Raw genomic sequence first — 17458 nt, 5'->3', positions numbered from 1 at the left:
TTGTGCGAGTTTCATGAAAAGGGGGCCTTTATGGCCCCTTTTTTCGAGCAATGCGCAGCAATCCTGAGCAAACTCATGTATTGTTGTTGGGTGTGATCTTTGTTTGCAGAGGTTCGCGCGGCTAATGAGAGGCTTTTACCGCAGGGGCGGTTAAGGGTTGTCATTAGTCGCGAGGATGCAACGAGGATCGGTAATCAATGGCAGGCTCAATATAGCACTGCCCCGATGTTAAGGACTTTGATTTTGCTTAATCCGATCGTACGCAAATTCCAATATGGTCAACATACCGTCACGCTGGAAACCGGCATGATGGCTCGCCAGGCGACCGCCGCCGTGATGGTGAGCATGGACGATACCGCAGTATTTGTCACCGTTGTTGGTCAGAAAAAAACCAAGCCAGGTCAGGACTTTTTCCCACTGACCGTTAACTATCAGGAGCGTACTTACGCTGCTGGTCGTATCCCAGGTAGCTTCTTCCGTCGTGAAGGTCGCCCAAGCGAAGGCGAAACCCTGATTTCACGTCTGATTGACCGTCCGGTGCGTCCGCTGTTCCCGGAAGGTTTCGTCAACGAAGTGCAGGTTATTGCGACCGTTGTTTCAGTTAACCCACAGGTTCACCCGGACATCGTTGCCATGATCGGTGCTTCTGCAGCCCTGGCGCTGTCAGGTCTGCCTTTCAACGGCCCTATCGGTGCGGCACGCGTAGGTTATATCAATGACCAGTACGTACTGAACCCAACGGCTGATGAGCTGAAAACATCCCGTCTGGACCTGGTGGTTGCCGGTACACAGAACGCCGTTCTGATGGTGGAATCTGAAGCGGAAATCCTGTCTGAAGAGCAGATGCTGGGTGCGGTGGTGTTTGGCCACGATCAGCAGCAGATCGTGATTGAAAACATCAACTCACTGGTTGCCGAAGCGGGCAAACCGCGTTGGGACTGGCAGCCAGAGCAGGCAAATACTGCACTGATTTCACGCGTTGCGGCGCTGGCCGAAACCCGTATCAGCGATGCATACCGCATTACCGATAAGCAAGAGCGTTACACCCAGGTTGGCGTCATTAAAGACGAAACCATTGCTGCGCTACTGGCAGAAGATGAATCACTCGATGCGGCCGAAATCGGCGATATCGTTCACAGCCTGGAAAAGAATGTGGTTCGTACCCGCATCCTGAACGGCGAGCCACGTATTGATGGCCGTGAAAAAGACATGATCCGTGGTCTGGACGTGCGCACGGGCGTTCTGCCACGTACACACGGTTCCGCACTGTTCACCCGTGGTGAAACACAGGCGCTGGTGACCGCGACGCTGGGCACCACCCGCGATGCGCAGAACCTGGATGAACTGATGGGCGAACGCACTGACAGCTTCCTGTTCCACTATAACTTCCCTCCGTACTCCGTTGGTGAGACCGGTATGGTGGGCTCGCCTAAGCGTCGTGAAATCGGTCACGGTCGTCTGGCGAAGCGCGGCGTGCTGGCCGTGATGCCTAAAGCTGAAGATTTCCCGTATACCGTGCGTGTGGTTTCTGAAATCACCGAATCTAACGGTTCCTCTTCTATGGCCTCGGTCTGTGGTGCCTCTCTGGCACTGATGGATGCCGGTGTGCCAATCAAGGCCTCTGTTGCGGGTATCGCAATGGGCCTGGTGAAAGAAGACGACAAGTTTGTTGTCCTGTCCGACATCCTGGGTGATGAAGATCATCTGGGCGATATGGACTTTAAAGTCGCCGGTAGCCGTGAAGGTATCACTGCGCTGCAGATGGACATTAAAATCGAAGGCATCACCCGCGAGATCATGCAGGTTGCGCTGAACCAGGCCAAAGGTGCGCGTCTGCACATTCTGGGCGTAATGGAACAGGCTATCAGCACGCCGCGTCAGGAAATCTCTGAGTTCGCACCGCGCATTTACACCATCAAGATCAATTCAGACAAGATCAAAGATGTGATTGGTAAAGGCGGTTCTGTGATCCGTGCGCTGACCGAAGAAACCGGTACAACCATCGAAATCGAAGATGACGGTACCGTGAAAATCGCAGCAACCGATGGTCTGAAAGCGAAAGAAGCGATTCGTCGTATCGAAGAGATCACCGCAGAAATCGAAGTGGGCCGTATCTACAGCGGTAAAGTCACACGTATCGTAGACTTTGGTGCCTTCGTCGCTATCGGCGGTGGTAAAGAAGGTCTGGTGCATATTTCTCAAATCGCCGATAAGCGCGTTGAGAAAGTGACTGACTATCTGCAGATGGGTCAGGAAGTCCCGGTGAAGGTGATGGAAGTCGATCGCCAGGGCCGCGTACGTCTGAGCATCAAAGAAGCGACAGAAACCAAGCCTGAAGCTGTTGCAGCTGAGAGCGCACCTGACGCTGAATAAGTCTTTCCTGATTTGCCTCTCCTTGCCTGGCAGGGAGAGGCTTTTGTGTCATCGCGAGGGCGGGAATCCTTGTGCACAGCAGGCGGATAACAGGATGGTTGTCCCAATGTTTGTATTCGGGAGTGGGAAATGAAGCCTTTTTTGCGCTGGTGTTTTGTTGCGACAGCTTTGACGCTGGCAGGATGCAGCAACTCCAATTGGCGTAAGAACGAAGTTCTTGCAGTACCTTTACAGCCCACACTGCAACAGGAAGTGATTCTGGCTCGCATGGAACAAATTCTTGCCAGTCGAGCCCTTACCGATGATGAACGCGCACAGCTGTTATATGAGCGCGGAGTGTTGTATGATAGTTTGGGTCTGAGGGCATTAGCGCGGAACGATTTTTCGCAAGCGCTGTCTATAAGACCAGATATGCCAGAAGTGTTTAACTATCTTGGTATATACTTAACGCAGGCGGGCAACTTTGATGCCGCCTATGAAGCGTTTGATTCTGTACTTGAGCTTGATCCAACTTACAACTATGCGCATTTAAATCGTGGTATCGCCCTCTATTACGGCGGTCGATACAAGTTAGCGCAAGATGATCTGCTGGCGTTTTATCAAGACGATCCTAACGATCCTTTCCGCAGCTTGTGGCTCTACCTGGTTGAAAGCAGGATGGATGCCGACAAAGCAAAAGTGGCGCTTAAGCAGCGTTACGACAAAGCGGTCAAGGACCAATGGGGATGGAATATTGTCGAGTTCTACCTGGGCGACATCAGCGAAGCAACACTGATGGAACGTCTCAAGGCGGACGCAACGGATAACACCTCGCTCGCTGAACATCTCAGTGAAACCAACTTCTATTTAGGTAAGTATTACCTAAGTCTGGGGGAGAAGGACAACGCAGAAGCGTTGTTCAAACTGGCGGTTGCCAACAACGTGAATAACTTTGTTGAACACCGATACGCATTGTTGGAACTGGCGCAACTCGGCCAGGCACAAGACGATTTATCAGAATCTGACCAGCAATAGCTGACGAACTTTTTTGCCTGTAAAACCTGTCAAGTCATCATCTTCAGGGATGAGGGCTTTTCTGTTCGTCAAAACTTCTAATTTGAGCCGGTTCACACTTTTTGATGAAAATGACTGAAAGTTTTCACGACGAGTTATGTAGACTGGCCGCCGCAATCAACGAGGCACGTGTACTACATGACTGATATTCAAACCACTTTTGCAGAACTTGGCCTGAACGCCGAACTCCTTGAATCACTGAACGGCATGGGCTATGTCAAGCCATCCCCAATCCAGGCTGAGTGTATTCCTCACCTGCTGGCGGGCCGTGACGTATTAGGTATGGCGCAGACCGGGAGTGGTAAAACTGCAGCGTTCTCGCTGCCGCTGTTACACAACATCGATCCAACTGTTAAAGCACCGCAAATTTTGGTGCTGGCACCGACCCGCGAACTGGCGGTGCAGGTAGCTGAAGCTGTTACCGAATTCTCTAAACATATGCGCGGTCTGAACGTGGTTGCCCTTTACGGCGGCCAGCGTTATGACGTGCAGCTGCGCGCCCTGCGCCAGGGACCACAGGTTGTCGTAGGTACTCCAGGCCGTCTGCTGGATCACCTGAAACGTGGCACGTTAGATCTGTCTAACCTGCGTGGTCTGGTGCTGGACGAAGCCGATGAAATGTTACGCATGGGCTTCATCGAAGACGTTGAAACCATCATGGCGCAGATCCCAGAAGGTCATCAGACCGCACTGTTCTCTGCCACCATGCCAGAAGCGATTCGTCGTATTACCAAGCGTTTCATGAAAGATCCGCAGGAAGTGCGCATTCAGTCAAGCATGACTACGCGCCCAGACATCAGCCAGAGCTACTGGACGGCTTACGGCCGTAAAACTGACGCGCTGGTTCGCTTCCTTGAAGCAGAAGACTTCGATGCTGCGATCATTTTCGTGCGCACTAAAAACGCAACGCTGGAAGTGGCTGAAGCGCTGGAGCGCAGCGGTTACAACAGTGCGGCACTGAACGGCGATATGAACCAGGCACTGCGTGAGCAGACGCTGGAGCGCCTGAAAGATGGTCGTCTGGATATCCTGATTGCTACCGACGTTGCGGCCCGTGGCCTGGACGTTGAGCGTATCAGCCTGGTTGTTAACTACGATATTCCGATGGACGCAGAATCTTACGTTCACCGTATCGGCCGTACCGGTCGTGCTGGTCGTGCAGGTCGCGCACTGCTGTTCGTAGAGAACCGCGAACGTCGTCTGCTGCGTAACATCGAACGCACCATGAAGCTGACCATTCCAGAAGTTGAGCTGCCAAATGCAGAACTGCTGGGTCAGCGTCGTCTGGCTAAGTTCGCGGCAAAAGTTCAGCAGCAGCTGGAAAGCAGCGATCTGGAACAGTACCGTGCGCTGCTGGCGAAGATGCAGCCTGAAGAAGAGCTGGATATCGAAACGCTGGCTGCTGCGCTGCTGAAAATGGCACAGGGTGAGCGTCCGCTGATCGTTCCTGCTGATGCACCACGTCCAGCGCGTCGTGAATTCCGTGAGCGTGACGATCGTCGTGAGAGCCGTGATGCACGTGGTCCACGCGAAAGCCGTGATGGCGACCGCCCACGTCGCGAACGTCGTGACGTTGGCGATATGCAACTGTACCGCATTGAAGTGGGCCGTGACGACGGTGTTGAAGTGCGTCACATCGTGGGCGCAATTGCCAACGAAGGCGATATCAGCAGCCGTTACATCGGTAACATCAAACTGTTTGGTACGCACTCCACCATCGAGCTGCCGAAAGGCATGCCAGGTGATGTGCTGCAGCACTTTACCCGTACGCGTATTCTGAACAAGCCAATGAATATGCAGCTGCTGGGTGATGCTCAGCCGCACGAAGGTGGCCGTGGCGAGCGTCGTCCTGGCGCTGGTGCTGGCGAACGTCGTGGCGGCGGTGCACGTCCTGAAGGTCAGGGCCCGCGTCGTTTCTCTTCTGAGCGCCGTGAAGGTGGTCGTGAAGGCGGACGCAGCTTCAACCGCGAAGGCGGTCGTGGTCCACGTCGTGAAGACGGTGCGGCTGCACCACGTCGTCGTGACGCGTAAGCGAGCTAAGTCGTCGTAATAAAAAGGGAAGCCTGCGGGCTTCCCTTTTTTTGTCCTGCTTCTGGCTTATCCCAGAAGGGCGGCTGCTGCTTTACAGGCTGCGTGCAGCGTCCATCGCCAGCTTAAACGAGTGCAGACGGGCTTGCGTATCGTAAATCTGACCGTTAACCATAATCTCATCCGCCTGGGTTTCACGCAGCAGTGAAGCCAGTCCGTGACGCACTTTCTCGACATCCCCTACCAGCGACATGCTCAGCGCCTGCTGAACGCCATACTGTTCTGACGGCGACCACAGGCTGTCCATGTTCTCGACCGGGGCAGGCAGCGGGCCCGGCTTGCCACGGCGCAGATTAATAAACTGCTGCTGCATTGAAGTGAACAGGAAACGCGCGTCGCTTTCGCTGTCAGCGGCAACCACGTTAATGCACACCGTAGCGTACGGCTCGGCAAGACGGGCTGAAGGCGTAAAGTTCTCGCGATAGACATGCAGAGCCTGGAAAAGCTGGTCCGGTGCAAAGTGCGAGGCAAAGGCAAACGGCAGTCCCATTTTGGCCGACAGCTGTGCGCTGTAAAGGCTGGAACCCAGCAGCCACACCGGAATTTTCAGGCCTAAGCCGGGCACCGGCTGAACAGGTGGCTGCGCGCCGGCTTCCGCATCAAACCAGTCGATCAACTCAGCGACATCGTCCGGGAAGGTATCGGCCTGAATGCCCGACAGGTTGCGGCGCAGGGCCAGCATGGTGCGCTGATCCGAGCCGGGGGCGCGGCCTAATCCCAGATCGATACGGTCGGGATAAAGCGAGGCGAGGGTGCCGAACTGTTCTGCAATCACCAGCGGCGCGTGATTCGGCAACATAATGCCGCCCGAACCCAGACGCAGCGTTGTGGTGTTCGCGGCCAGATAGCCAATCAGCACAGACGTGGCGGCACTGGCAATGCCGGTCATATTATGGTGTTCAGCCAGCCAGTAACGTTCGAATCCCAGGGCTTCAGCCTGACGCGCCAGCGCGAGTGAATGGTGAAACGCATCACGAGGCGTGGCACCCTGAGGAACAGGGGCAAGATCGAGTACGGAGAGGCGAACGCTTTTTTTCTCAGACATGAGTACTCCAGAGTGTATAGCGCAGGTGTCATACCCTGCGCCATCAAGTATTGCGTAACATCCGCCATATTAAAACTTTTTACACTCGCCGTATGTTGCCTGTATGTGCCTTTCAGTCTCCAGCATGCAAAACCATGCCCGGCAGCTTGCGCCAGTAGCCATTACAGTCCCGATTTTTCGCCAGATCCAGGGGCGCCTGCCCCTCTTCATTTGCGCGGAAACGGTCAATAAGGCTTAAGGTTTCCTCATCCTGAGGTGACAACCGCACGATATCTACATAGTTGTGCATACCAACCAGATCGTTCCCCAGGTTATAGCAGTAACCGCTCAGGGTCTGGATACCGTTCAGGACGAAAACCTGTTGCGATTCCTGTGAGAGGACCCGGCGTCCATGAGGATAATGAATACAGCAGGTTTCGCAGGCATCTTTGGCGCGATTCTCCGAACGTGCTGTAAAGCAGCGGGCTGACAGGGCCAGCGGCAAATGACCATAACCCAGCACCTCCACCTCGAACTGCTGGCGGATGCCCCTTGTCTCACACTGCTGGAGCAGCTCCACTAGCCAGTCGCGCGGCATTTCAACGGGCAAGCACCAGCGCGTCATGCCCTCTTTGACTAAAAGCTGCAGCGTATCGGCGTTATAAACATTGAGCGTGGGCCCCGCAACGAAGGGCAGCTTGCGCTCTGCCGCCATATTCACGGTGCCCAGGTCGTTGGCTTCAATAATAAACTCGCCGTTCTCTACATAGCGCTGTAGCTCTTTGAGCTCAGAAGGGGATTGCAGCAAAGCCAGCGTGCTAATGACCACCTGCTTCCCACGGGCTGACAGCATTCGTGCTAAATCCATCCAGGCGGCAAAAGGCGTGGCGCGTCGCTTGCTGCAGACGGCTTCCCCAAGACAAACAATGTCAGCGCTGCTTTCAGCAGTGAGGTGATAAAAATGTTCCAGCGTGGCGGTGGGCCAATACCAGAGCACGGGGCCGAGAGAGTATTTCATGGTTTTTCCTCACTGCCAGTCACGATGATAGGCGCCTAAGGTGGTCTGCGTGCCTTCTGACAGGGCCCCCAGCGTTTTCGTCCACTGTTGTGCCACTTCAAAGTTATCCGGCTGAGCTTGACAGCGATCGATAGCCTGACGCCAGACGCGGGCGACATCGGATACGTAGGCAGGGCTGCGCTGACGGCCTTCGATTTTTACGGAGGCAATGCCTGCCCGCATCAGCTCTGGCAACAGTTCAAGCGTATTCAGGCTGGTGGGCTCTTCCAGCACGTGATAGCGCTGGTCGTCAACCTGATAACGGCCTTTGCACAGCGTGGGATAGCCGGCGCTTTCCTCTGCGCGATAGCGATCGATCAGCACGTCATTAAGGCGCACCTCCATGCCGGCCGGTGTTTGTTGCCAGCGAACAAACTTCGCGGGGGAGCAGGCGCCTTTACTGTTTGGCGATTCACCGGTTAGCCAGGAAGAGAGGTAGCAGCGGCCCTCGGCCATGATGCACAGGCTGCCAAAGGCAAAGACCTCCAGCGGAACAGGTGTACTGCGTGCCAGCTGTTTTACCTGATGAATCGACAGTACGCGCGGCAGTACCACTCGGTGCAAATTGAAATGGCGATGATAAAAACGAATGGCCTCAAGGTTGGTGGCGGAAGCCTGCACTGACAGATGACGTTCGATGTGAGGATAGCGCGCGGTGGCATATTCCAGCGTTGCAATATCCGCCAGGATCAGCGCATCAGCACCGCTGTCTGCCGCCACATCGATAGCCCGCTGCCAGCGCTGCATGCCGTCAGGATGTGCAAAGGTATTGATCGCCACGTGCAGTTTACGGCGATGCTGATGAAGGTAGTACGCCGCTTCGTGCAGTTTCTTATCTGTAAAATTCAATCCTGCAAAGTGACGCGCGTTGGTGTCATCTTTCAGTCCGACATAAACCGCATCGGCGCCATTTTCGACCGCACTTCGTATCGCAGGCAGGTTTCCGGCCGGACACAGCAGCTCCATACTCAATCCTCTCGTGATGCAGATGGAGCACGAGTCTAGTCATGGCGCTTTGGGTAAATGTTGATTTAGGGCAGTGAAACGGTCATTGATGAGATAGCCTGGCTTTTTTTTAACCCGCTTACGATAGGTTTTATTGATCTCAAAGGAGGCGGGAATGGCACTCTATGGCAATATAGCTAAAATTTTTGTGACAGGAGTGCAAAACGTGTTCCAGCGGTTATCTGCCAGTTTAGTCAAAAACGGCCCTAAAATCCTTAGCTTACCTGCAACACTTGCTCCCTTCATATTGAAGAAGCAGCTCTTGCAACAACTCTTAAACTGGCAATTTCGTCATGTTTTAGCCGAAGGTGAGTTAGACTTTCTTCAGGGACGCTTTTTGGGGATTGAGATTAGCGATATTAATCTCACGTGGATCACCACGCTGGAAGGCGGCCAACTGAGGGTGTTGCAGCATGCCGAAGCAGATGTCTGGTTCCGGGGCAACGCCAATGATTTGTTGCTGATAGCAGCACGCAAAGCGGATCCTGATATGCTTTTCTTTCAGCGCCGACTGCTGATCGAAGGGGATACGGAACTGGGACTGGAGGTTAAGAACGTAATGGATGCAATTGAACTCAACACCATGCCCAAGGGGTTACGTACCGCCATTGAACAGATGGCCGCAATCGTGGAGACAACAATGCAACAGGACGCGAAAGCCGCACAGGCACGCGCGGGTGTCTCATGTTAATACGCACAGAAATTGGCGTGGATGCCGCCGGTATCGATGCATTACTGCGACGCTGTTTTCCCACCTCAGCCGAAGCCGAGCTGACTCAGGCCCTGCGTGAAGACGGGCTGCTAACGCTGGGCGTCGTCGCCACAGACGATGAAGGGCAGGTGCTGGGCTATGCCGCCTTCAGCCCGGTTACCCTGCAGGGGGAAGATCGCAACTGGGTCGGACTGGCTCCGCTGGCCGTGGATGAAAGCCTGCGTGGTCAGGGCATGGCGAAACAGTTGGTCTACGAAGGTCTGGATACGCTGAATGAGTTTGGCTACAGCGCCGTTGTGGTAAGGGGCGATCCCGCATTGTATAGCCACCTGGGTTTCGAGCCCGCAGCACGGCATGGATTGCACTGCCGCTGGCCGGATAGCGAAGCCTCTTTCCTGGTGTACCCTCTGGCAGACAACGCGTTTGACGGGGCCGAAGGGCGCATTGAGTATTCCGCGCCTTTTAATCCACTGCCGTGAGCCAGGCGGCAAGGCTTACGGGTTGCTCGGCAACCAACTGTAGTTTTCGTTGACGGGTCAGTTGCTTAACCTGGTACTCCAGCGCGGAAGCCTGCGACCGGTCGCCCGCCGCGCAGGTATAGACCAGCGCCAACGGGCCCTTACCGCGCAGGGCACGGGCCCCGCGCCCACAGGCATGTTGTCCAAGGCGGCGCGCAACGTCGGTTGTGATGCCGGTATACAGCATGCCTGCGGCCGTTTGTATCAGGTAAAGTTGCCAGTGCTGACTCATAATGTGTTCCAGAAATGCCCGCCCGGCAGTGTAGCGCGCTTCTTTGCGCCGTGCTATCCGTCGCCCTTACCCGGAGTTGATTGTGTCTGACCTTGCCCATCTTGTTCGCTACCTGAAAAAGCAGCATGTGCTGTCCCTGTGCTGCTGTGCTGACGATGATCTGTGGTGTGCAAACTGCTACTACGTGTTTGATGAATTACGCATGGCTTTCTGGCTCATGACGGAGTCGGATACGCGCCATGGCCTGTTAGCAATGAAAAATAACCGCGTGGCGGGGACAATCAATGGACAGCCGAAGACGGTACTGCTGATAAAAGGCGTGCAGTATCGGGGTCATATCCGGCCGCTCAGCGAAGAAGACGCGTCTGAGGCGCGCACCGCATACCAACGTCGCTTCCCGGTTTCGCGCAAGGTTTCTGCGCCCCTGTGGGAAATTACGCTTGATGAGCTGAAAATGACCGACAATGCGCTGGGTTTCGGCAAAAAAATTGTCTGGCAACGCGAGGCGTAAATAAAGCGCCCCCTTCCTGGCGGAAAAGGGCGTGGGCCGTTACAGTGCCTGCAGAATACGCAGGGACTCACGGTTAAAGGCAGGCAGATCCGCCGGCGTACGGCTGGTGACCAGCTTGTCACCGTCAACCACCACTTCCTCATCACGGAAGTCGGCACCCGCATTGATCAGGTCGATCGCAATGGCCTTCACGCTGGTCATTTTACGACCGCGAACGCCGTTGGCGCTGATCAGCAGTTGTGGACCGTGGCAGATAGCAAAGATGGGTTTGCCGCTGGCCACAAAGTCTTTGGTAAAGGCAACAAAGCGGTCGTCACCGCGCAGCGCATCCGGCGAGTGTCCACCCGGTAGCAGCAGTGCGTCAAATTCCGCCGGGCTAACGTCGTCGATGCTGCGATCGATGGTGACTTCAGCATCGCCCTGTTTGCCCTTCACGGTTTTACCTGCCTGCTCCTCAATGGTAACCACCTCATAGCCCGCACGTTTGTAGACTTCGGCTGGCGAGGTAAACTCAGAGTCTTCAAATTCATCGGTGATCAGAACCGCAATTCTGGTGCTCATCTATACTCTCCTTTAGGCATGTCAGGCGCATACTGCGCTATCCTGATGACCTGTTAAGCCTGGTTGTCGATTCTGAGAACGCAAGCCAGGCGGCTCACATTGGCCAGATTTTGCACGTCTGGCAGCGAAACAGGGAATATTCTGAGATGAATCGTGTATTACTGACGGGCGCAACCGGCTTAGTGGGATCCTGTCTGCTGCGTTTACTGATCGACGATCCGCGCGTGGATGAAATTATTGCGCCCAGCCGTCGTGCGCTTCCCGCAATGAACAAGGTCGTCAACCCTGTTGAAGCCGATCTCACGGATGTCCTGCGCCCGCTGGAGGCACCGCTGACGACGGTATTTTGCTGTCTTGGCACCACGCGTAAGCAGGCGGGCAGTAAAGCGGCCTTTATTCACGTGGATTACACGCTGGTGGTGGACACCGCCCTGAACGCGTTACGTCTGGGGGCCAGAAAGATGCTGGTGGTCAGTGCGCACGGTGCTAACCGTCACTCCCCCTTTTTATACAATCGCGTGAAAGGTGAGATGGAAAATGCGCTGCGCCATCAGGCGTGGCCGAGCCTGACGGTGGTCCGGCCTTCGCTGTTGCTGGGTGAACGAAAAGATAAACGTCGGGGAGAAAGCCTGATGGCTCCGCTGTTCGCCTGGTTGCCAGGCAACTGGCGTGCCGTGTCGGCTCAGGACGTGGCTCGCTGCCTGCATCACCAGGCGTTTGCCGAAGAAAATACGGGGTTCACGCTGATCGAGTCCGGCGCGATCCCCCGTGTTTCAGCGTAGATACCAGATTTTCTGATTTCGGCTGCCGCGCCACAGGAGCGTGGCATCGCGTTCTGCCTCTTCAAACCGCCCGTCAATCACCACGTCTATCCAGGGCAGGATCGCGCGCTGTGCCGGGCTGAGTGCCTGCATGTCATAGCCGGTCCACAACCAGATATCTTTGCCTGCGCACGTCTGTTTTACCCGTTTCACTAACCGACGAACATGCGGCACGTTATGAGGATGCAGCGGATCGCCGCCGCTCAGCGATAAACCCTGACGCGGGATACGCGTATCCTGTAAATCCGCTAACAGCTGCTCCTCCATTTCCAGCGTAAACGGCACGCCGGAATCCAGCCGCCAGGTGCTCTGGTTGTAACAGCCGCGACACTGGTGCTCGCAGCCTGAGACAAACAGCGTACAGCGCGTGCCGGGCCCGTTCACGATATCCACATCGTAGTAACGATGGATGCGCATCATCCCAGCTGTCCGCTATCCAGGTGCTTCACCCGACGCTGCACTTCCTGCTGTTTACCGGCGTTAAACGGACGCGCATCCGGGCTGCCGAGATAGCCACATACGCGGCGCGTAACCGAAACCCGGGCAGGATCGTGATTGCCGCAGTTGGGGCAGGTAAAGCCGCGACTGGTGCAGGTGAATTCCCCGTTGAACCCGCATTCGTAGCACTCGTCAATCGGCGTGTTGGTGCCGTAGTAGGGCACGCGGTCATAGCTGTAATCCCACACGTCTTCCAGCGCCTTGAGGTTGTGCTGCACGTTGGGATATTCGCCGTAACAGATAAACCCGCCGTTAGCCAACGACGGATAGGGCGCTTCAAAATCGATCTTATCGTAGGGATTCACCTTCTTCTCAACGTCCAGATGGAAGCTGTTGGTGTAGTAGCCTTTATCGGTTACCCCCTTTACCACGCCAAACTGCGCGGCATCCAGACGACAGAAGCGGTCGCACAGGTTCTCACTGGGCGTGCTGTAGAGACTAAAGCCGTAGCCGGTTTCGTCTTTCCAGGCATCGGTAGCCGCACGCATATGGGCCACGATGGCAACGCCTTTAGCGCGCAGCGCCGCATCATCGAAAGGATGGTGTTGCGCGCCACTCAGGGCATTCAGGGTTTCATGCAGACCGATATAGCCCAGTGACAGCGAGGCGCGGCCATTGCGGAAAATGGGGCCAATCTCATCATCGGCATTAAGCCGCACGCCGCAGGCGCCTTCCATGTACAGGATAGGCGCAACGCGGGCTTTGGTTTTTTCGAGTCGGGCAACGCGCGTCATGAGTGCCCGCTTCGCCAGCGCCAGCCGCGCATCCAGCAAGGTCCAGAAACGGGTTTCGTCTCCGTCTGCTTCCAGCGCAATGCGCGGTAAATTAAGGCTGATGACGCCGATATTATTCCGGCCTTCATGAATCTGCTCACCGTTTTCCTCGTAAACGCCCAGAAAACTGCGGCAGCCCATGGGAGTTTTAAAGGAGCCAGTGACCTGGACCACCTGATCATAATTCAGAATGTCGGGATACATCCGCTTACTGGCACAGGTCAGCGCCAGTTGCTTAATGTCGTAGTTAACCTCTCCCGCACGGCGGTTCACGCCTTCCCGAATCGTAAAGACCAGCTTTGGGAACACGGCGGTTTTGTGATTTTTACCCAGCCCCGCCAGGCGGTTACGCAAAATGGAGGTCTGAACCAGCCGTGCCGCCCAACTCGTGCCCAGGCCAAAACCAAAGGTCACGAACGGGGTTTGCCCGTTTGCCGTGTGTAACGTATTTACCTCGTATTCCAGCGACTGGAAGGCGTCATAGCACTCTTTTTCGGTACGTTCGCGAGCATAGGCGTCCGCCTGAGGAATGTGCCAGTCCTGCGCCACGGCAAGGTGTTTTGCGAAGCTCTTTTCCACATAGGGTGCCAGCACTTCATCAATGCGGTTCAGCGTGGTTCCACCGTAAATATGGCTGGCGACCTGCGCAATGATCTGCGCCGTGACGGCCGTTGCGGTGGCGATGGATTTTGGCGGCTCGATCTCGGCATTACCCATCTTGAAGCCGTTGGTCAGCATCCCTTTCAGGTCGATCAGCATGCAGTTGAACATGGGGAAGAAGGGGGAATAATCGAGATCGTGATAGTGGATCTCGCCGCGTTCATGCGCCTGAACGACGTCCCGGGGGAGGATCTGCTGCTGCGCATAGTGCTTCGCGACGATCCCGGCCAGCAGATCGCGCTGGGTGGGGATCACTTTGCTGTCTTTATTGGCATTTTCATGCAGCAGGGCGGCGTTGGTCTGATCCACCAGACCACGAATGGCGTGATGCAGATGGCTGCGGCGCTCGCGCTCCACGTCGCGATCGTGACGATACTCAATATAGGTGCGTGCCAGCTGCGGGTAAGGCCCGGCCATGAGCGTTTCTTCCACCGCATACTGGATGTCACCGATATCCACTTCCTGACGATGGGCCAGTTGAGTGCTGACCCGATCGGCCACCGTGTCGCACCACCGTGCATCTTCCACGTTTGCCGCCCGTGCCGCAGCCTTCACTGCTGCGGCGATACGCTGTGAATCAAAGCCTACGCGGCATCCGTCGCGCTTCACCACCACCGTTGCCATTTTTTCTCCGTTAACTACATATGGGTGTGTTTTTGGATTTTAGACTCAACATGTAGTAATTGCAGCGAATTAATCGGCTTGTTTTTGACCTGAAGCAAAGAAGCCTTGAACAAGAAGATAAAATCGACACTGAAAAAAAACAGACCCGAGATCGCCTTTTCCGGCGGGCGAATTTGCTTAGCGGAGCAAAATGACTTAACTCTGTTTATCGTTCTTTTTAGCCATTGACCCGCAGGGAGCCGTGCCAATGCCGTTACGTCGAAATGTGCTGATCTGTTGTTGTGCGCTGACCTTTTCCGCCGCCGCCGATACGCTGCCGCTCATGCCGTGGCCACAGCAGGTTGAGCAACCTGCCCGCGCAGGCTGGCTGACGCTCACCCCACAGCTGACGCTACAGATAGTCGGGGACACGCTGCCCGGCGCCGAAACACGCTGGCTGTCGCGCATCGCTCGCCAAACCGGCTGGCCGCTGTTACCCGCCGATCAGCCGGTTGAGCATCCCACAATTCGTATTGCTATCGCGCAGGCGGTCAACCCTGTCCCTCAGCCTGACAGCGATGAAAGTTACCAACTGGACGTCAACCGCGACGGCGTGCTGCTGAAAGCCAACAGCCGCTTTGGCGCGATGCGCGGCATGGAAACGTTACTGCAACTGATAGAAAACAGTGCCGAAGGCACCCGCATTCCCTGGATAACGATTCACGATAAACCGCGCTTTGCCTGGCGCGGCATCCTTATCGACAGCGCCCGCCACTTTATGCCGGTCAGAACGCTGAAACGCCAGATCGATGGGATCGCGGCGGCGCGAATGAACGTGCTGCACTGGCATCTCACCGACGATCAGGGCTGGCGCTTTGCCTCCCTCCGCTATCCGCAACTGCAGCAGAAAGCCAGCGACGGGCTTTTCTATACTCAGGCGGAGATGCGTGAGGTGGTGCAGTATGCGGCTGAGCGTGGCGTGCGCGTGGTGCCGGAGCTGGATATACCCGGCCATGCCTCCGCGCTGGCGGTGGCGATGCCGGAACTGATCAGCGCGCCGGGGCCGTATCAGATGGAGCGCGGGTGGGGCGTTTTCAAACCCTTGCTGGATCCCAGCAACGAACAGGTTTATCAGGTTATTGACGCGCTGGTGGGGGAGATGGCAGCGATCTTCCCCGATCCCTACCTGCATATCGGTGGCGATGAGGTGGATCCCAGCCAGTGGCAGGCATCCGCCGCTGTTCAGCAGTTTATGCGCGATCGTGGATTAGCCGATCCCCATGCGCTGCAGGCCTGGTTCAATCAGCGCGTTGAGAAAATCCTCGAAAAACACCAGCGGCGCATGGTGGGCTGGGATGAAATTGCCCATCCCGATCTGCCGCACAGCATTCTGATTCAGTCCTGGCAGGGACAGGATGCACTGGGCACGGTAGCGAAAAACGGCTATCGCGGCATTCTGTCCACGGGTTTTTATCTCGATCAGCCTCAGCCGGCCAGCTATCACTATCGCAACGAAATCTATCCTCAGGGCCTTAACGGCCAGGATGTGGTGCAGTCGGGCGAACAGGCTCAGAGCTGGTCCTTTACCATGCCACGGTTAAAAGGCAGCCCGGTAACGGGGAGTTTCACCCTGATTAAAGGCCGCGACGGCTGGCGCGGTTTTATCGACTTTGCCGGAAAATCGCGTCGTCTGGTGAACGCCATCGACTGGCTTTCGGCGAACCGGCTGACGTTCACGGTGGATACCTGGATGGGACCGTTCAAACCGGTCGTCACCCTGGCGAACAATCAACTGAGCGGATACATGCTGGTGGGTAACGTCCGTTACGCGGCCGAAGGGCAGCGGCTCGACGCGGTGCCCAGGGGGATTCAGCCTGTGCTGCCGGATGCGCGCCAGATGCAGCAAAACCTGCTGGGCGGTGAGGCCGCGCTGTGGGCCGAAAACGTCAACAGCGCGATTATTGATACCAAACTCTGGCCGCGTGCGTTTGTGGTGGCGGAGCGGTTATGGTCAGCCCAGGATGTCACCGATCCCGACAGCATGTACCAGCGGCTGGCGGCAATGGACCGCTGGACGACCGTATCGGTGGGGCTGCAGCAGCATTATCAGGCAGACCGACAGATGACGCGGCTTGCAAACAGCACGGATATTCAGCCGCTGCGCGTGCTGGCTCAGGCGCTGGAACCGGCCCAGTATTACACTCGACAGCATCTCAAGTTTCAGGCCGGGCATTACAACTACTTTGAGCCGCTGAACCGGCTGGCCGATGTTTTACCGGCAGAAAGCGACGCCGTCAGAACACTGGATAAGCAGGTGGTCGCGCTGGTTGAAGACAGAAGCAACGTGGCGGCTGCCGCAGCTATTCGCTCTCAACTCCAACGCTGGCACGATAACGCTGCTCAGGTTGCGCCATTACTCAACGGCAGCGCGCCACTTAAGGCGCTGGAAAGCAGCGCGAAACAGGTGGATGAGCTGAGCGTCATGGGCATCAACATGGTGAATGCCTATGTCCGTAACCAGGCGTTTGGGGCCAGCGAAATGGCGCAAATGCATGCGAAGCTGGATGCGGCGGCGCAGGTGCAGGACGAAACCGTCATCGCCCTTGTCAGGCCTCTTGAGGCCCTCCTCCGCGCCTTCAAATGAATAAGCGGGTGTCCTTCGCGCCGCAGGTGTCCTTGGCCGCGGCTCATCACCCCAGCCAATAAGCTGGCGTCCTTCGCGCCGCAGGTGACCTTTGCCGCTGCTCATCACCCCAGCCAATAAGCTGGCGTCCTTCGCGCCGCAGGTGCGTTGGCCGCGGCTCATCACCCCGGTCACTTACTGCAGTAAGCTCCCGGGGATGACTCACCTTGCCGCCTTCCTGCAACACGAATGCCACAGGCTTATTCCGCAGAAGATGAGTGATGGAAAAGACATACGGAACAATGGCTTGGGGATGATTTGGCGGATGGGTTTCCAGGGGGCGGTT

Annotated in this window: 16 protein-coding genes; 9 read left to right on the top strand and 7 right to left on the bottom strand. The window is 56.2% G+C overall.

Annotated elements, in window-relative coordinates; translation table 11 throughout:
* Nucleotides 1–243 precede the first annotated feature (243 nt).
* The 4 genes from pnp to PAGR_RS19060 all read left to right on the top strand — a co-directional run bounded on the left by pnp (nt 244) and on the right by PAGR_RS19060 (nt 5457).
* Complete coding sequence (gene pnp / locus PAGR_RS19070) at nt 244–2373, top strand: polyribonucleotide nucleotidyltransferase (protein ID WP_014606747.1); 2130 nt, start codon at nt 244–246, stop codon at nt 2371–2373.
* A gap of 129 nt (nt 2374–2502) precedes the next feature.
* A complete protein-coding gene (nlpI, locus tag PAGR_RS19065) occupies nt 2503–3387 on the top strand; it encodes a lipoprotein NlpI (RefSeq protein WP_013024357.1) in 885 nt (294 codons plus the stop codon).
* Between the two features lie 104 nt (nt 3388–3491).
* Nucleotides 3492–3572 (top strand): protein YrbN, encoded by an 81-nt coding sequence (yrbN, locus tag PAGR_RS24400; RefSeq protein WP_100208641.1) that lies wholly within the window; start codon nt 3492–3494, stop codon nt 3570–3572.
* A complete protein-coding gene (locus PAGR_RS19060; RefSeq protein WP_014595165.1) occupies nt 3565–5457 on the top strand; it encodes a DEAD/DEAH family ATP-dependent RNA helicase in 1893 nt (630 codons plus the stop codon). The genes yrbN and PAGR_RS19060 overlap by 8 nt, the downstream gene beginning before the upstream one ends.
* A 91-nt stretch (nt 5458–5548) precedes the next feature.
* Here PAGR_RS19060 and PAGR_RS19055 read toward each other — a convergent pair whose 3' ends face one another.
* The 3 genes from PAGR_RS19055 to ubiU form a co-directional block, all read right to left on the bottom strand.
* Entirely contained in the window at nt 5549–6559 is a 1011-nt protein-coding gene (locus PAGR_RS19055; protein ID WP_014606746.1) for a luciferase-like monooxygenase, read from the bottom strand.
* A 112-nt stretch (nt 6560–6671) separates the two neighbouring features.
* Complete coding sequence (locus tag PAGR_RS19050; RefSeq protein WP_014606745.1) at nt 6672–7556, bottom strand: U32 family peptidase; 885 nt, start codon at nt 7554–7556, stop codon at nt 6672–6674.
* Nucleotides 7557–7565: 9 nt separating this feature from the next.
* Nucleotides 7566–8561 carry a ubiquinone anaerobic biosynthesis protein UbiU gene (gene ubiU, locus PAGR_RS19045; RefSeq protein WP_014595166.1) on the bottom strand — a complete coding sequence of 332 codons (996 nt, stop codon included), beginning with the start codon at nt 8559–8561 and terminating at the stop codon, nt 7566–7568.
* 205 nt (nt 8562–8766) lie between these two features.
* Between ubiU and ubiT the strand changes: the two genes are divergently transcribed.
* Nucleotides 8767–9291 (top strand): ubiquinone anaerobic biosynthesis accessory factor UbiT, encoded by a 525-nt coding sequence (ubiT, locus tag PAGR_RS19040; RefSeq protein WP_044042582.1) that lies wholly within the window; start codon nt 8767–8769, stop codon nt 9289–9291.
* Nucleotides 9285–9791, top strand: a complete 507-nt coding sequence (locus tag PAGR_RS19035; protein WP_014606743.1) for a GNAT family N-acetyltransferase — start codon at nt 9285–9287, stop codon at nt 9789–9791. Before ubiT ends, PAGR_RS19035 begins: the two co-directional genes overlap by 7 nt.
* On the opposite strand, the gene PAGR_RS19030 is transcribed toward PAGR_RS19035, so the two are convergent.
* Nucleotides 9775–10062 carry a GIY-YIG nuclease family protein gene (locus PAGR_RS19030; RefSeq protein WP_014606742.1) on the bottom strand — a complete coding sequence of 96 codons (288 nt, stop codon included), beginning with the start codon at nt 10060–10062 and terminating at the stop codon, nt 9775–9777. The genes PAGR_RS19035 and PAGR_RS19030 overlap by 17 nt on opposite strands.
* 82 nt (nt 10063–10144) lie before the next feature.
* Between PAGR_RS19030 and PAGR_RS19025 the strand changes: the two genes are divergently transcribed.
* Nucleotides 10145–10573: a YhbP family protein gene (locus tag PAGR_RS19025; protein ID WP_014606741.1), complete on the top strand. Its 429-nt coding sequence runs from the start codon at nt 10145–10147 to the stop codon at nt 10571–10573.
* 39 nt (nt 10574–10612) lie between these two features.
* Here PAGR_RS19025 and PAGR_RS19020 read toward each other — a convergent pair whose 3' ends face one another.
* The gene (locus PAGR_RS19020; protein ID WP_013024366.1) at nt 10613–11134 is read right to left on the bottom strand and encodes a type 1 glutamine amidotransferase domain-containing protein; all 522 of its coding nucleotides are present in this window, start codon (nt 11132–11134) and stop codon (nt 10613–10615) included.
* A gap of 146 nt (nt 11135–11280) precedes the next feature.
* Between PAGR_RS19020 and PAGR_RS19015 the strand changes: the two genes are divergently transcribed.
* Nucleotides 11281–11916: an NAD(P)H-binding protein gene (locus PAGR_RS19015; RefSeq protein WP_014606740.1), complete on the top strand. Its 636-nt coding sequence runs from the start codon at nt 11281–11283 to the stop codon at nt 11914–11916.
* Here the strand turns inward: PAGR_RS19015 and nrdG are convergent.
* Both nrdG and nrdD read right to left on the bottom strand, forming a co-directional pair.
* On the bottom strand, nt 11908–12375 hold the full coding sequence (gene nrdG, locus PAGR_RS19010) for an anaerobic ribonucleoside-triphosphate reductase-activating protein (protein WP_014606739.1): 468 nt from the start codon (nt 12373–12375) through the stop codon (nt 11908–11910). The genes PAGR_RS19015 and nrdG overlap by 9 nt on opposite strands.
* On the bottom strand, nt 12372–14510 hold the full coding sequence (gene nrdD / locus PAGR_RS19005; protein ID WP_014606738.1) for an anaerobic ribonucleoside-triphosphate reductase: 2139 nt from the start codon (nt 14508–14510) through the stop codon (nt 12372–12374). The genes nrdG and nrdD overlap by 4 nt, the downstream gene beginning before the upstream one ends.
* A gap of 247 nt (nt 14511–14757) precedes the next feature.
* Here nrdD and PAGR_RS19000 point away from each other — a divergent pair, with 247 nt between their 5' ends.
* Complete coding sequence (locus tag PAGR_RS19000) at nt 14758–17133, top strand: beta-N-acetylhexosaminidase (protein ID WP_014606737.1); 2376 nt, start codon at nt 14758–14760, stop codon at nt 17131–17133.
* The last annotated feature ends 325 nt before the right edge of the window (nt 17134–17458 follow it).

The sequence above is a fragment of the Pantoea ananatis PA13 genome (assembly GCF_000233595.1).
GTDB classification, from domain to species: Bacteria; Pseudomonadota; Gammaproteobacteria; order Enterobacterales; family Enterobacteriaceae; genus Pantoea; species Pantoea ananatis.
This window is presented reverse-complemented; position numbering and strand designations above follow the sequence as displayed.

Coding starts and splice junctions, on each gene's coding strand:
- nlpI (WP_013024357.1), top strand. CDS start 2,503: ATGAAGCCTTTTTTGCGCTGGTGTTTTGTTGCGACAGCTTTGACGCTG.
- yrbN (WP_100208641.1), top strand. CDS start 3,492: ATGAAAATGACTGAAAGTTTTCACGACGAGTTATGTAGACTGGCCGCC.
- PAGR_RS19060 (WP_014595165.1), top strand. CDS start 3,565: ATGACTGATATTCAAACCACTTTTGCAGAACTTGGCCTGAACGCCGAA.
- PAGR_RS19055 (WP_014606746.1), bottom strand. CDS start 6,559: ATGTCTGAGAAAAAAAGCGTTCGCCTCTCCGTACTCGATCTTGCCCCT.
- PAGR_RS19050 (WP_014606745.1), bottom strand. CDS start 7,556: ATGAAATACTCTCTCGGCCCCGTGCTCTGGTATTGGCCCACCGCCACG.
- ubiU (WP_014595166.1), bottom strand. CDS start 8,561: ATGGAGCTGCTGTGTCCGGCCGGAAACCTGCCTGCGATACGAAGTGCG.
- PAGR_RS19035 (WP_014606743.1), top strand. CDS start 9,285: ATGTTAATACGCACAGAAATTGGCGTGGATGCCGCCGGTATCGATGCA.
- PAGR_RS19030 (WP_014606742.1), bottom strand. CDS start 10,062: ATGAGTCAGCACTGGCAACTTTACCTGATACAAACGGCCGCAGGCATG.
- PAGR_RS19020 (WP_013024366.1), bottom strand. CDS start 11,134: ATGAGCACCAGAATTGCGGTTCTGATCACCGATGAATTTGAAGACTCT.
- PAGR_RS19015 (WP_014606740.1), top strand. CDS start 11,281: ATGAATCGTGTATTACTGACGGGCGCAACCGGCTTAGTGGGATCCTGT.
- nrdG (WP_014606739.1), bottom strand. CDS start 12,375: ATGATGCGCATCCATCGTTACTACGATGTGGATATCGTGAACGGGCCC.
- nrdD (WP_014606738.1), bottom strand. CDS start 14,510: ATGGCAACGGTGGTGGTGAAGCGCGACGGATGCCGCGTAGGCTTTGAT.
- PAGR_RS19000 (WP_014606737.1), top strand. CDS start 14,758: ATGCCGTTACGTCGAAATGTGCTGATCTGTTGTTGTGCGCTGACCTTT.